The organism is Mesorhizobium sp. CO1-1-8 (genome assembly GCF_020164875.1).
Lineage (GTDB): Bacteria > Pseudomonadota > Alphaproteobacteria > Rhizobiales > Rhizobiaceae > Mesorhizobium.
Map to the genome: position 1 here is coordinate 41,616 of NZ_JAIUGZ010000022.1, position 12,378 is coordinate 53,993.

14 protein-coding genes are annotated in these 12,378 nt (G+C 63.3%); 6 read left to right on the top strand and 8 right to left on the bottom strand.

The window, feature by feature from the left end:
• Nucleotides 1-10: 10 nt before the first annotated feature.
• From LB558_RS29755 to LB558_RS29765, 3 genes are all read right to left on the bottom strand, one after another.
• Nucleotides 11-817, bottom strand: a complete 807-nt coding sequence (locus tag LB558_RS29755) for an extensin family protein (RefSeq protein ID WP_224700761.1) — start codon at nucleotides 815-817, stop codon at nucleotides 11-13.
• Between the two features lie 115 nt (nucleotides 818-932).
• Nucleotides 933-2,015 (bottom strand): extensin family protein, encoded by a 1,083-nt coding sequence (locus LB558_RS29760; protein WP_224700799.1) that lies wholly within the window; start codon nucleotides 2,013-2,015, stop codon nucleotides 933-935.
• 132 nt (nucleotides 2,016-2,147) lie between these two features.
• Complete coding sequence (locus LB558_RS29765) at nucleotides 2,148-2,573, bottom strand: DUF3775 domain-containing protein (protein ID WP_013530064.1); 426 nt, start codon at nucleotides 2,571-2,573, stop codon at nucleotides 2,148-2,150.
• Between the two features lie 143 nt (nucleotides 2,574-2,716).
• On the opposite strand from LB558_RS29765, the gene LB558_RS29770 reads away from it, so the two are divergent.
• Nucleotides 2,717-3,253 carry a tetratricopeptide repeat protein gene (locus LB558_RS29770; protein ID WP_224700762.1) on the top strand — a complete coding sequence of 179 codons (537 nt, stop codon included), beginning with the start codon at nucleotides 2,717-2,719 and terminating at the stop codon, nucleotides 3,251-3,253.
• Nucleotides 3,254-3,523: 270 nt separating this feature from the next.
• Nucleotides 3,524-3,997 (top strand): transcription elongation factor GreA, encoded by a 474-nt coding sequence (gene greA / locus LB558_RS29775; RefSeq protein ID WP_127260942.1) that lies wholly within the window; start codon nucleotides 3,524-3,526, stop codon nucleotides 3,995-3,997.
• Between the two features lie 75 nt (nucleotides 3,998-4,072).
• On the opposite strand, the gene waaC is transcribed toward greA, so the two are convergent.
• From waaC to rfaD, 3 genes are read right to left on the bottom strand one after another with little or no spacing between them, the layout of a single operon-like run.
• Nucleotides 4,073-5,050, bottom strand: coding sequence for a lipopolysaccharide heptosyltransferase I (waaC, locus tag LB558_RS29780; protein ID WP_224700763.1), 978 nt, complete (start codon nucleotides 5,048-5,050; stop codon nucleotides 4,073-4,075).
• The gene (gene waaF / locus LB558_RS29785) at nucleotides 5,047-6,054 is read right to left on the bottom strand and encodes a lipopolysaccharide heptosyltransferase II (protein WP_224700764.1); all 1,008 of its coding nucleotides are present in this window, start codon (nucleotides 6,052-6,054) and stop codon (nucleotides 5,047-5,049) included. The genes waaC and waaF overlap by 4 nt, the downstream gene beginning before the upstream one ends.
• Nucleotides 6,027-6,995: an ADP-glyceromanno-heptose 6-epimerase gene (rfaD, locus tag LB558_RS29790; RefSeq protein ID WP_224700765.1), complete on the bottom strand. Its 969-nt coding sequence runs from the start codon at nucleotides 6,993-6,995 to the stop codon at nucleotides 6,027-6,029. The genes waaF and rfaD overlap by 28 nt, the downstream gene beginning before the upstream one ends.
• Before the next feature lie 165 nt (nucleotides 6,996-7,160).
• On the opposite strand from rfaD, the gene LB558_RS29795 reads away from it, so the two are divergent.
• From LB558_RS29795 to LB558_RS29810, 4 genes are all read left to right on the top strand, one after another.
• Entirely contained in the window at nucleotides 7,161-7,793 is a 633-nt protein-coding gene (locus tag LB558_RS29795; RefSeq protein WP_224700766.1) for a LysE family translocator, read from the top strand.
• A gap of 159 nt (nucleotides 7,794-7,952) precedes the next feature.
• Nucleotides 7,953-9,446, top strand: a complete 1,494-nt coding sequence (rfaE1, locus tag LB558_RS29800; RefSeq protein ID WP_224700767.1) for a D-glycero-beta-D-manno-heptose-7-phosphate kinase — start codon at nucleotides 7,953-7,955, stop codon at nucleotides 9,444-9,446.
• A gap of 7 nt (nucleotides 9,447-9,453) precedes the next feature.
• Nucleotides 9,454-10,026: an SIS domain-containing protein gene (locus LB558_RS29805; protein WP_224700768.1), complete on the top strand. Its 573-nt coding sequence runs from the start codon at nucleotides 9,454-9,456 to the stop codon at nucleotides 10,024-10,026.
• Nucleotides 10,019-10,678 (top strand): HAD-IIIA family hydrolase, encoded by a 660-nt coding sequence (locus LB558_RS29810; protein WP_224700769.1) that lies wholly within the window; start codon nucleotides 10,019-10,021, stop codon nucleotides 10,676-10,678. The genes LB558_RS29805 and LB558_RS29810 overlap by 8 nt, the downstream gene beginning before the upstream one ends.
• Nucleotides 10,679-10,682: 4 nt before the next feature.
• Here LB558_RS29810 and LB558_RS29815 read toward each other — a convergent pair whose 3' ends face one another.
• Nucleotides 10,683-11,477: a glycosyltransferase family 2 protein gene (locus LB558_RS29815; protein ID WP_224700770.1), complete on the bottom strand. Its 795-nt coding sequence runs from the start codon at nucleotides 11,475-11,477 to the stop codon at nucleotides 10,683-10,685.
• A 253-nt stretch (nucleotides 11,478-11,730) separates the two neighbouring features.
• A complete protein-coding gene (locus LB558_RS29820; RefSeq protein WP_224700771.1) occupies nucleotides 11,731-12,210 on the bottom strand; it encodes an Lrp/AsnC family transcriptional regulator in 480 nt (159 codons plus the stop codon).
• Between the last annotated feature and the right edge of the window lie 168 nt (nucleotides 12,211-12,378).

A 12,378-nucleotide genomic window follows, 5' to 3' on the forward strand; every position in this document is an offset into this window, starting at 1 on the left:
CGGCCCCGAGCTAACGGCAGGCGCGATGACCGTTCTTGCGGTTCTTGATGTCGAAATGGAAATGGTTGCGGTGGTCGTAATTGTAGCCGGGGCCGAGCACGGTGGTGAAATACTGGCAGCCGTCGGCGCGCACATTGTTGAGGAAGCCACGGGTGCGGAAGGCGAACAGGCCGGGCTTGCGCACGTCGATGTCGTCGCCATTGTTGAGCTCGATGCTCATGACGTCGAGCGCATTGCCCTTGCCGTGCTCCGACAGCACGCCTTCGCCGGCGATGTTGCGGCAGGAATAGCTGGAGCCCTGGTGGATGGTCTTGACGCCTGAGAAATAACGCCAGCGGGCGGAGGGAACGAGCTCGTTCTTCGTCCAGCCGGCGAAGGTAGCGGCCATGTCGCAGGTCAGGGTCGCGGCGGGTTTCATCTGGATGTTGCCGATGGCCGAAACCTTGACCGGATAATCGATGCCGCACTGGCCTTCATGGATCGGCGCCAGGTCGGTGTAGGCGACATCAAGGCGCTTCAATTGCTGACGGCAGTCGGTTTCGCTGGCCGGCATCTGCTCGACGGGCGACATCGGCTCGTCCATGCGCGGATAAGCGGCCTGCGTCATATAGGGGTTGGAGGGAACGAGCTTCTGCATGCCGGCATATTGCGGCACGGCTGCCGTCTGGGAGCCGACATCGACGGCCGGCTGCAGCGATAGCACGCTGCCGGTGTTGCAGGCGGAGACAGCGGCCAGCGTAAGTCCGGCGGCCGCCATCGTTGCGCGTTTCGACTGGCGCGCGGTGGCGAGAAAGACGGCGCGAAATTTGCCGGCCATTGGCGGAATCCTTTTGCGGATATCCGGCATTTTAACGATCAAGGGTAAAGAAAAACTCAGTGCCCGCGTTCACGCCTGCGGCCGAATTGCGGCACGCGGCCTGGATCAGCCACGCTCACTGGCAGAACGTTCCGCCATGCCGGCGCGGTTCGAGATCGAGATGGAAATGCAGGGAATGATCAGGATCGGCGCCCGGACCGAGCACCGTCTTGAAGGGTCCGCAGGCCGCCTTGCGCACGGCATTGAGGAATTTAGCGTCCTGCTCCGGCGGCGCCGGGCCGACCTCGATCTTCCTGCCGTCCGGCAGCGTGAAGCTGGCGATGTCGAGCGCGTTGCCGAACGCGTGTTCCGACAGTTTTCGTGTGCCGTTGCGTGGCCGGCAGACAAAAGCCGATGCCTGGCCGATCGATTTCAGGTCCGCACCGAATTCGGCTTTCGCCGCCGGCTGAATGATATCGGCGGCAAAGCGCGCCGTCGCCTCGGCCATTTTGCAGTTGAGTTCGGTGGCGGGGCCGATGGCGACGGACTTTCCAAGGGTCTTCAGCACGATGGGATAGGGGATCGAACAGCCGATTTCGAGCTGGCTTTCCGCCTTGTGTTCTTCGAATTCGACGCCGAGCGTCTTCAGCCGTTCGCGGCAGGCGACTTCCTCCGCCGGCATTTTTTCATCGGGGAGATCGGCCGAGCGCGGATCGGGCAGCATCTTCTTGTCATCTGCATCGGCCGGCTTTTGCGGTGGCTGCGGGGCGACGGCAGGCGGCTGAGCTTCGGGCTCCGCGATGTCGGGTTTTTGCGTCGGTGTTGGCGCGACCGCGGGCGGTTCCGGTTCGCTTTCCGTACCGGTTGAGGGTTCGGAAGCCGACGGCTCGGGAAGTGCCTGCTTTTCCTGGCGGGATTTTTCTTCATTGGAACGCTCGGGCGCGCCGGCGGTGTTCGCAGCGTCCGCCGGGCGTGGTTCCGGCACCGGAATGGCGGGTCCGGACCCCGAAATACCGGGTCCGGGCACAGGAACATCGGCAGGCAAGGGCAGCGTTTTCTGCTGTGCCTGCTTCGGCGTCACCGACCGGTGTCTTCGTGGTTTCAGGCGCTTTCCGCCTCGCGGTTTTAGGGGCTGTTCGGCTCGTGGTGTCAACGGCTGCTCTACCCTCGGCGTCAACGGCTCGTGATGCCGATGGCGATGTCTCGCCTCGGCCGGCATCATCAGCAAGGCCGTGATGGCCATGACGAACGCGATCCTGAATGTTCGGGAAAAGACAAGCGACCCCATCGCCCTCAACGACGCCGACGCAAGGTGGTTGCCTTGGCCGCATCACGAACGGTAACCGCGTCGTTACGCACCGATCGCTTCCAGCCCTTCCTCCAGCCAGTCGGCGAGCAGCGGCATGCCAAGCAGGTATTTCGCGGTGCGCTTGTTGGCGCGTTCGCGCGCAGCCGCCAGGGCGTCCGCCCATTCGGTGGCGTCGTAGTCGCCGCGACCAACCCAGGCGAGCGCGATCAACTCGGCTGCTTCATCGACATTGAGGTCGTTGATCAACTCGCGCAGTTCTTCCTCGGTCAGGTTCTCGGAGCTTTCCTCGGCAAGGCCGTCATGGTGATGGTTGACATGGGACTCGCCATCGAGTTCGACCTCGTGCTCGGCGCCATCGGCATAGTCTTCATTGACGGCCGCACTCAGCGCCTTGGCCTTGAGGATGAACAGGCGCACCGTGTCGGGCCCGATCGAAAGCTCCCAGTCCTTTTCAAGCCGCCGCTGCAAGGGCCGTCTCCCTCAGGTCGTTTGCCGGATGATAGCGGATTCGCGGCATCCGTCACCTGATGTTCTCCCGCACGTAATTTTCCGGGATGAAACGCGAGCCGACCGACGTTAGTGTTGCATTCTCACCCCTCCAGGAGGTTTCGATGCATAAAAGAGTGCTGATCCAGGCGGCGACTGCCCTTGTCGCGCTGCAGTTCCTTGCCGTTCCGGTGTTCGCCGCCGGCAGTAGCGGTGGCAGCGACCAGACCGTCACCCAGTGCAAGAAGGGCGAAGTCTGGGACAAGAAAAAGAAAAAGTGCGTCGCACCTCAGGAAGGCATGCTCGACGACGACAGCATCTATGATGCTGGCCATGCGTTGGCTCTGGCCGGGCGCTATGACGAGGCGATTGCCGTGCTCAGCCTCGCCGCCAACAAGCAGGATCCGCGCATCCTCAACTATCTCGGCTATTCGCATCGCCATTCCGGCCGCGTCACCGTCGGCCTCGGCTATTACGAGGAAGCGCTGCGCATCGATCCGAACTACACGCTGGTGCGCGAATATCTCGGCGAAGCGCATCTGCAGATCGGCGATCTGGCCGGCGCCCAGCAGCAGTTGATGGAAATCGAGAAGCGGACCGGCAAGGGTTCGCGTGAATATGGCATGCTGGCCGAGCAGATCGACCATTTCATGAGAAGCTGAAAAGATCCCGGGCTCTTCCAAGCGGCCGCGAGCGATCGCGGCCACTTTTTTTGTTGCACTCAGTCTCATTCAACGCTCCCGACTGATGAAAACGGGGACGATTTTAGCAAAACCGATTTTTGGGCGTGAAAAACCTGCTGACGTTGCTATATTCAGGGAAATTGCGGTGAAACGGTTCCGTTAGCCCGAGGCTGCCGGACCCGTTTTCTTTTTGTACCCATCGACAAGGCTTTCCCCGACGCGGGGGTGGCAGCAGGAAAGGCAGGCATCATGAACAAGGTCCCGATGACAGGCGAGGGGTTCGCGTCATTGAAGGAAGAACTGCGCTGGCGCCAGCAGGAAGAGCGGCCGCGCATCATCGAGGCGATCTCCGAAGCGCGCTCGCATGGCGACCTGTCCGAAAATGCCGAATATCATGCCGCCAAGGAGGCGCAGAGCCTCAACGAGGGCCGCGTCAACGAGCTTGAAGATTATATCGCGCGCGCCGAGGTGATCGACGTCAGCAAGCTCAGCGGCGACAAGATCAAGTTCGGCGCCACCGTGGTGCTGGTCGACGAGGACACCGAGGAAAAGAAGACCTACCGGATCGTCGGCGACCAGGAGGCGGACGTGAAGTCCGGCCGCATCTCGATCTCCTCGCCGATCGCGCGTGCGCTCATCGGCAAGGAAGTCGGCGACGCCATCGAGGTCAATGCGCCTGGCGGTGCCAGGGGGTATGAGATCGTCGAGGTGCAGTTCATTTAGGGAATTTGAGGGGGCGCGGCTGCGACTTTTAAGCTGAAGGCTGCCCTAGCCTTCCAATTCAATTCATTGAATAAATCAACCGCTGCTGGCGCCAACTTTAAGCGTCAGCAGCCTTTCTGCCTCCGCCACCACCTTCGCCGGCATCACACGCCCCCCCGGCGGTGCCAAAAGCGTCGACGCATAGGACCCGAGTGGACCCGTCAACCCGGGCTCGGTTGCCAGGAACACCGCAACCGTCGGCAGGCCGAAGGCGCTGGCGAGATGGGTCAGCCCGGTGTCGGCGCCGATCACCAATGTCGAGCCGCCGATAGTCACGGCGATATCGGTCAGCGGCGATTTCGGCACCACGATCGTTGACGGCACGGCGCCTGCGATCGCCTCGGCCACGGCCTTCTCGCGCTCGTTCGACCATGTGGTGACCGGCGTCATGCCCCGCTCAATCAGGAGATGCGCGGTTTCGATCCAGTCTTTGACCGGCCATTTCTTGTCTTCGCGGCTGGTGCCGTGCAGCAGGAAGGCGGTTTTTCCAGAAGTACCCGCCAGAGTGCCGGCGGGCGGCACGATGCCGGAATCCAGGGTCGAAAGATCGGGCTGATAGCCGAGCGCCAGCCCGAACAGCCGCCGTGTCCGTTCGATGGCGTGCAGGTCGCGCGGCACGGGATAAGTGGCATCGTAGAACAGCGTCGCAGAAGATTCGCGCACGCTCGAACGGTCGAAGCCGGCAATGGGGGAGCCTGCCTGTCTTGCAACCAGAGCCGATTTCAGCAGGCCTTGCGCATCGATGACCAGGTCGTAGCGGCAATCTCGCAAGGTGCGGCGCAGGGCGGCCGCCTCGCGCCAGGTGGCGCCATCGATCAGCGCCTTGCGCCAGCGCCGGATCGCCACCGTATGGATCCTGCCGATCGCCGGGTGAAGCGCGACGATATCGGCAAATGCCTCTTCGACGCACCAGTCGAAGGTCAGGTCCGGGCGGTGGCGACGGGCATCCTCGATGGCCGGAAAGGTGTGGATGACGTCGCCCATCGACGACGTCTTGACGATCAGCACCTTCATGCCGCGGCCGGGATGTCCAGCAGCCGGTCCGCCGCTGCCGCGACCTGGCCGATTTGCAGCGTCTTCAGGCAGTTGAGGTGGCCCAGCGGACAGACCTTCTGGTGGCAAGGCGAGCACGACAGGCCGAGCCAGACCAGCTCGCGGCGTTCCGCCAGCGGGGGCGTGTTCTCCGGCGAGGTCGAGCCGTAGACGGCGACGATCGGCGTGCCGACGGCGGCCGCGACATGCATCAGCCCGCTGTCGTTGGACACGGCCAGCCTTGCGGCGGATATCAGGTCGATGGCGTCCTCCAGCCGCGTCTGTCCGGCGAGATCGACGACGCCGGGGGCCAGGGCTGCGATCTCCGCCGTCACGTCGTGGTCGTTCTTCGAGCCGAACAGCGCAACCTTCAAGCCTTTGCCCATGAAATCGCGGGCAAGCCCGGCATAGCTTTCGCTGGGCCAGCGTTTGGCCGGGCCGAATTCTGCGCCGGGCATCAGGGCCACGAATTTCTGCGGCGCCAGCCCGAAACGGTCGAGCAGGTCGACCTGGTTTTTCGTGTCCACGCTAAGCCGTGGCGCGCGGAAGCTGCCGCCCTGGGCAAGGCCGAAATAGGCCTGCGCGGTGCGTCGCTTGATGCTGTCGGGCAGCGGCACGATGTCGGTCAACAGGCCATAGCGCATCTCGCGCAGATTGCCGACACGGCGCGGGATGCGGGCAAAGAACGGGATCAGCGCCGACTTCCAGCTGCCCGGCAGGATAAAGGCCATGTCGTAGCGGCCGCGCAGCAGGCGGCCGAAGCGGCGGCGATGGGTGAATTCGAGCGCGCCGGGTTTGAGCGGAAAGTCGATCTGCTGGCGGATTTCGGGCATGCGCTTGACCAGCGGCGCGGCCCAGGCCGGCGCCAGCACATCGATGGCGGCGTTGGGATGCAGCTCCTTCAGCGCCGAAAACAGGCACTGCGCCATCACCATGTCGCCCACCCAGCGTGGGCCGATCACGAGGATCGTTGGGCTTTCAGCCATTCGACATAGTCTCTGACACCGGTTTCCACTGTCCGGAATTGGCCATTGTAACCGGCCGCGCGCAAACGGGACATATCAGCTTGCGTAAAGCTCTGGTAGCTGCCCTTGAGATGGTCGGGAAAGGGGATGAATTCAATCTCCCCTTTCCCCAACGTGTCGATCACCGTTTCGGCGATGGCGCGGAAGGGCTGGGCACGCCCGGTGCCGCAATTGAAGATGCCGCTTGAGCCCCGTTTCCACAGCCACAGATTGACGTCGGCGACATCGCCGACATGGATGAAGTCACGGCTTTGTTCGCCGGGTCCGAACCCGTCATAGGCGCCGAACAGTTTCGGGTTCTCGCCTCTCTCGACCTGGTTGAACAGATGGAAGGCGACCGAGGCCATGGCGCCCTTGTGCGCTTCGCGCGGGCCATAGACGTTGAAGTAACGCAAGCCCACGACCTGTGAATGGTCGGTATCGAAACCAGTGCGACCGGCGAACACCGTTCGCCTGACGTAGTCGTCGAACAGCTTCTTGGAATAGGCGTATACGTTGAGCGGCCACTCGAGCGCGGGATCCTCGCGGAACTCCGAGCCGCCGCCATAGACGGAAGCCGAGGAAGCGTAGAGGAAGGGCACGCGCAGTGCCTGGCTTGCATGCAGCAGCCGCTTCGAGAAGGCGTAATTCACCTCCATCATGAATTTGCCGTTCCACTCGGTGGTGGTCGAGCAGGCGCCCTGGTGGAACACGGCCTCGATGCGGCCGAGCGAGCCGGCCTCCATGCGGTCCAGGAAATCGTCCTTGTCGAGATAGTCGGCGATCTTGAGATCGGCAAGATTGGCGATCTTGTGACCGTCGGTAAGGTCGTCGACGACGAGGATGTCGTCATGCCCTTCGGCATTCAGCGCAGCGACGATGTTGGAGCCGATCATGCCGGCGCCGCCCGTGACGATGATCATGTTGTTGGCCCTGATACGCGTTTCACTTGCCGATTCCGGCCCTTATAAGGGAGGCAGGGTGGGCTGTCGATAAAGCAGGCAGCAGACCGGATGTCACAGTGGCGCCGCAAAGCTGCCGCTTCACTCGGTTCGTGCCGCCCGGCACGATCGTGAGGGACAAAGAAAATGCCGTCGACTGAACTGCTGCTGGCGTTTTTCGCCACCACGGCGATCTTCGCCTACATTCCCGGCCCGGCCATGCTCTACGCCGCGGCGCAGACGATGGCGCGCGGCCGCTGGTCCGGCCTGACGGCGGCACTTGGCATTCATCTGGGCGGCTACGTGCATGTTTTCGCAGCGGCTGCCGGGCTGTCGGTGCTGTTTCATGCCGTGCCGACGCTCTACCTGGCGGTCAAGCTGGTCGGCGCGCTCTATCTGATCTGGCTTGGCGTCTCGCTGTTTCGCAAGCGCGCGGACGGCGATGCGGCGCTGCCTGCCATCGAGCGCAAATCAGCGCGGCGCGCCTTTTTCGAGAGCATCACCGTCGAGGTGCTCAATCCGAAGACAGCGATCTTCTTCATGGCGTTCTTGCCGCAATTCATCGACGCCTCGGCGGCGTTTCCGGTCTGGCTGCAGTTCGTCGTGTTGGGTACCATCGTCAATCTGATGTTCTCGTCGGCCGATATCGTCTGCGTGTTCCTGGCGGGTGCCGTGATCGGCCGCCTGCGGCGTTCGAGCCGCGCACAGCGGCTGATGCAGCGGGCCGGAGGGGCGGTGCTGGTTGGGCTCGGTGTCCATGTCGCCTTGCAGAAGAGCTGACCGCCGGAGGCCGCCGGGATCATGCCCTGCCGTTGCGCTGCGTGAATATGCGGTATATCGGCTTTCGTCATGAACGATCTGGGCCATGAACGATCCGGCCCGTCGATCGATGAGTACTTGTGAGATTGAAATCAGCCTTTTCCCTGTGTTGCCAGTGACATGATCAAGCACAATCCGCCTTCTCCCGAACCATTGCACCGCGCCATTGCGCGGTTCGGCCAGGCCACCGTGCTGGTGGTCGGCGACTTCATCCTCGACCGTTTCGTCAACGGCGTCATCGAGCGGATCTCGCCGGAAGCGCCGATCCCGGTGCTACACGGGCGCGGCGAGACCGCGACGATGGGTGGCGCCGGCAATGTCGTGGCCAACATCGTTTCGCTCGGCGCCACCGCTGTTCCCGTCTCGGTAATCGGCACCGATGTGGCGGGCGATAGCCTGGTGCGGATGCTCGGCGAGCTTGGCGTCGACACGGCTGGCCTGTCGCAGGATCGCGGCCGCATGACCTCGTCAAAGAGCCGCTTCAGCGCGCTCAACCAGCAGGTGCTGCGCTTCGACGAGGAGGAGATCAAGCCGTTGGGTGCCGCGGAGCGCGCTGGGCTGATCCGGCATTTCCGCACCGCACTGTCGCGCGCCGACATCGTCATCCTGTCCGACTACGGCAAGGGTATCCTGCTCGACGGTGTTGCCGGCGACCTGATCGCCATCTGCCGCGAGGCGGGAAAGCCGGTGCTGGTCGATCCCAAGGGCCGCGACTATGCGCGCTATGCCGGGGCAACCGCCATCACCCCCAACCGCAAGGAACTCGGCGAGGCCGTCGGCCATGCGGTGTTCGCCGATGACGAGATCGTGGCTGCGGCACGCGAGCTGATTTCGGCGCACGGCTTCGACTTTGTCGTGGCGACGCGTAGTGAAAAGGGCATGAGCGTGGTCGGCCCAGATGAGGCGCGCCACATCGCCACCCAGGCGCGCGAAGTGTTCGACGTTTCGGGCGCCGGCGACACGGTGATCGCGAGCTTCGCGCTGGCGCTGGCCGTAGGCGCCGATACGGTCATGGCGGCTTCGATCGCCAATGCCGCCGGTGGCGTCGTGGTGGGCAAGCGCGGTACAGCGCGGCTGGCGGTCGAGGAACTCACCGGCGCGCTGTTTCGCTCGCATGGACCGACCGTCCACAAGGACGCCATCCTCGATGCCACGTCGGCTGCGCGCATGGTCGCGGCGTGGAAGGAAGAAGGCCTGAGCGTCGGCTTCACCAATGGCTGCTTCGACATCCTGCATGCCGGCCATGTCAGCTTGCTGCACGCGGCGCGCAGCCAGTGCGACCGGCTGGTGCTCGGCCTCAACAGCGATGCCTCGGTGCGGCGACTGAAGGGCGCCGGCCGGCCGGTCAACGACCAGCACGACCGCGCCTGTGTGCTGGCAGCACTTGCCTCGGTCGACGCGGTCGTGGTGTTCGAGGAAGATACGCCCCTGGCGCTGATCGAAGCGCTGCTGCCCGACATACTGGTCAAGGGCGCCGATTACACGGTCGACACCGTGGTCGGCGCCGATGTGGTGCAGAAGGCCGGCGGACGCGTCGTGCTGGTCGATCTCGTCGCCGGAAAAAGCACCACCAACACCATTGGCAAATTGCGCGCCGGCGGCACCACAAACTGAGGGTTTCATGTCCGACTTGAACGATTACCTTGTCCGCTCGGCGGCTGCCATATCAGCCATGGTCGAACGGGACCTGACCGGTGAGATGGAGCAGGCAGCGAGCGCGGTGGTGACGGCGCTTTCGTCGGGGAAAGCCTTGCTCATCGCCGGCAATGGCGGCTCGGCCAGCGACGCCATCCACATTGCCGGCGAACTGGTCGGCCGCTTTCTCAAGGAGCGCAAGGCCTACAATGTCATCGCGCTGCCGGCCAATGCAGCGGTGCTGACCGCCTGGGGCAACGACTATGGCTTCGACACGGTATTTTCGCGCCAGGTCGAGGCGCATGGCGCGGCCGGCGGCGTGCTTCTGGCAATCTCGACCAGCGGCAATTCGCCGAGCATCCTCGCCGCCGCCGAACAGGCACGGATGATGGACATGACGGTCATCGGCATGACCGGCGACACCGGCGGCAAGCTGAAGCCTCTGTCCGATATCCTGCTCAACGTGCCGTCGACCTCGACGCCGATCATCCAGCAGGGACATCTGTGCCTTTATCATCATCTGTGCGAGGTGGTCGAAGCGCGCCTCAGCAATGGCTGATCCCACGACCTCTGGCCGCTATCCGCTGGCGGAGCCGGGCCTATGGGTCGAGCAGGTCGGCTCAAGGGTGTTCGCCGCCGGCTCGCCGGCGCTGTTCCTCGATCGCGACGGCACCATCAACGTCGATACGGGCTATCCGGATGATCCGGCCGAAATGGTGCTGCGCGCGGATATAGCCGCGGTGATAGCCGCCGCCAACCGGGCCGGCATCCCGGTCATCATCGTCACCAACCAGTCCGGCATCGCGCGCGGCTATTTCGGTTGGGGCGATTTCGCCGCCGTCAATGGCCGCGTGCTCGAGCTGCTGCGCGCTGACAGTGCATTCGTCGATATGGTCCTTGCCTGCGCCTATCACGAGGCCGGCTCCGGCCCGCTCGCGGCCGCAGATCATCCGATGCGCAAGCCCAATCCGGGCATGCTGCTTGAGGCGGCCAGGCGTCTCCGGCTCGATCTGCGGCGTTCGCTGATCGTCGGCGACAAGGAGGCCGACATGGAGGCGGGACAACGCGCCGGCCTCTCGCAGGGCTGGCTGGTAGACGGGCAAGCGGCTGTCCGACCGGGCTTCACAATTCGGCCTTGGTGCGACCGCGCGGACTTCGACGGCCTGCTCGCTGCAATAGCTGCACTTGGGGCCGTCTCGGGCGCGTCGTAACGGTTTATACCCGATCGTTGTCTCGCCAGGCTTCATAGAGCTTGGCCTCGGTGGCGAACGAATACACCATCACCAGCATCGAATAGACGAACCCGTGCCGGCCGCACAGGAAGTAGCGCTTGGCCAGGTAAAACTTCAGGAAGTTGCCAAGCGGCGACAGCACCAGTCGTATCAGGCCAGGCTTTTTGGCTCGTTCGACCAGCGTGGCGACCTTGAGGCTGGAGTAGGTGTTGGCTCTCGCCAGATCCTCGGCAATAGTCATTTCGCGGCGATGCAGCAGCACGCCATTTTCTATGGTGCCGGTTTCGCCCGGCACCTCGAACGACTCATGAACCCGCAGATTGAGGTCCATGGTCGCCTTGTCGCGGCGGAAGAGACGCAGCAGCCTGTTGTGAAGCACCCAGCGGTGCGCATAGCCGTAACCCTTCAGCTTGTCGCGGCGCCTGATGTACCATCCGTCGAAAGCGTCATTCCCAAGCTGCGTCACATTCATGATCGACTGCCTGAGAATGTCGTCGATGGCCTCGTCGGCTTCAATCGAAAGGCACCACGGTTGCGTGGCCTGATCGAGCGCGAATTGCCGCTGACGAGGAAAGCCCGGCCAATCATTGTGAAACAGCCGTATCGGGTAGCCCTTGGCGATGAACCCATTGACGACGTCCAGAGTGCTGTCCGTCGAGCCCGAATCGACGACGATGATCTCGGCGCAGAAGTCGACGCTTTCCAGGCATTCGCCGATCATGTCGGCCTCGTTCATGCAGATGACCAGCGCCGAAACCGGGCTAGAAAATCGAGTCATCGTCCCACCCCACGGCACACTGTTCTCGGAATTGGGCTGCCCTGCGCCACCTGTATTATGCAATCCCGAAAGCGCTATGCGCTTTTCCCGGGAAAACCGTTACACACTTTTTCTGGAATAGCTCTAGGAAACCAACAAGGCGGCTACTGCAGGACATCCGGCTTCACAGGAGTGCCTATCGAACGCCAAAGCGGCGCTGATATGGCGAGGCGTTCAAGCCGCATCGGCGAAAGCCCGCTGTGGTTCAACCGGCTCAAGGCTGTGCGAACGAGACCAGCCCTTCGTCCTTGACCCGGCGGATGGTGAGCGCGGTTCGCACCGTGTCGACATTCGGGGTCGAGGTCAGTTCCTCGATGACGAAGGTCTGGAAGGCGCCGAGGTCGCTCGCCACGCAATGCAGCAGGAAATCGGATTCGCCCGACACCATCCAGGCGTCGCGTACGATCGGCCAGCCGCGGGTGCGCTCGGCAAAGATGCGCAGCTCGCCATCGGCCTGATGATGCAGGCCGACCAGGCAGAAGGCAACGACATCGAGGCCGAGCGCTGGTGCATTGAGCAGAGCGCGGTAGCCACGGATGATGCCGGCTTCCTCAAGGCGCTTGACGCGGCGCAGGCATGGCGGTGCCGAAATGCCGACGCGGTTCGACAGTTCGACATTGGTCATGCGGCCGTCGCCCTGCAATTCGCGCAGGATCTTCCAGTCGATGGCGTCGAGGTCGGCCTTGAGCGGCATGGGGGCTCTCGATCATGAGGGGCAATACGCAAGAATCTTGCGTGATTTTGTAATCAAACGACTTCGCTGTCCATTCCATCCTTCGCCCGGAATATTTCACGGGATCAGCGGGCGACAGGTGTGACAAAGCTTTCCGGGGACGAACTCCAACTTGCCTTGCTGGCGTCG

What these genes read in the sequence shown, in the direction of transcription:
- LB558_RS29755 (WP_224700761.1), bottom strand. Translation starts at nt 817, where the DNA reads ATGGCCGGCAAATTTCGCGCCGTCTTTCTCGCCACCGCGCGCCAGTCG.
- LB558_RS29760 (WP_224700799.1), bottom strand. Translation starts at nt 2,015, where the DNA reads ATGCCGGCCGAGGCGAGACATCGCCATCGGCATCACGAGCCGTTGACG.
- LB558_RS29770 (WP_224700762.1), top strand. Translation starts at nt 2,717, where the DNA reads ATGCATAAAAGAGTGCTGATCCAGGCGGCGACTGCCCTTGTCGCGCTG.
- greA (WP_127260942.1), top strand. Translation starts at nt 3,524, where the DNA reads ATGAACAAGGTCCCGATGACAGGCGAGGGGTTCGCGTCATTGAAGGAA.
- waaC (WP_224700763.1), bottom strand. Translation starts at nt 5,050, where the DNA reads ATGAAGGTGCTGATCGTCAAGACGTCGTCGATGGGCGACGTCATCCAC.
- waaF (WP_224700764.1), bottom strand. Translation starts at nt 6,054, where the DNA reads ATGGCTGAAAGCCCAACGATCCTCGTGATCGGCCCACGCTGGGTGGGC.
- rfaD (WP_224700765.1), bottom strand. Translation starts at nt 6,995, where the DNA reads ATGATCATCGTCACGGGCGGCGCCGGCATGATCGGCTCCAACATCGTC.
- LB558_RS29795 (WP_224700766.1), top strand. Translation starts at nt 7,161, where the DNA reads ATGCCGTCGACTGAACTGCTGCTGGCGTTTTTCGCCACCACGGCGATC.
- rfaE1 (WP_224700767.1), top strand. Translation starts at nt 7,953, where the DNA reads ATGATCAAGCACAATCCGCCTTCTCCCGAACCATTGCACCGCGCCATT.
- LB558_RS29805 (WP_224700768.1), top strand. Translation starts at nt 9,454, where the DNA reads ATGTCCGACTTGAACGATTACCTTGTCCGCTCGGCGGCTGCCATATCA.
- LB558_RS29810 (WP_224700769.1), top strand. Translation starts at nt 10,019, where the DNA reads ATGGCTGATCCCACGACCTCTGGCCGCTATCCGCTGGCGGAGCCGGGC.
- LB558_RS29815 (WP_224700770.1), bottom strand. Translation starts at nt 11,477, where the DNA reads ATGACTCGATTTTCTAGCCCGGTTTCGGCGCTGGTCATCTGCATGAAC.
- LB558_RS29820 (WP_224700771.1), bottom strand. Translation starts at nt 12,210, where the DNA reads ATGCCGCTCAAGGCCGACCTCGACGCCATCGACTGGAAGATCCTGCGC.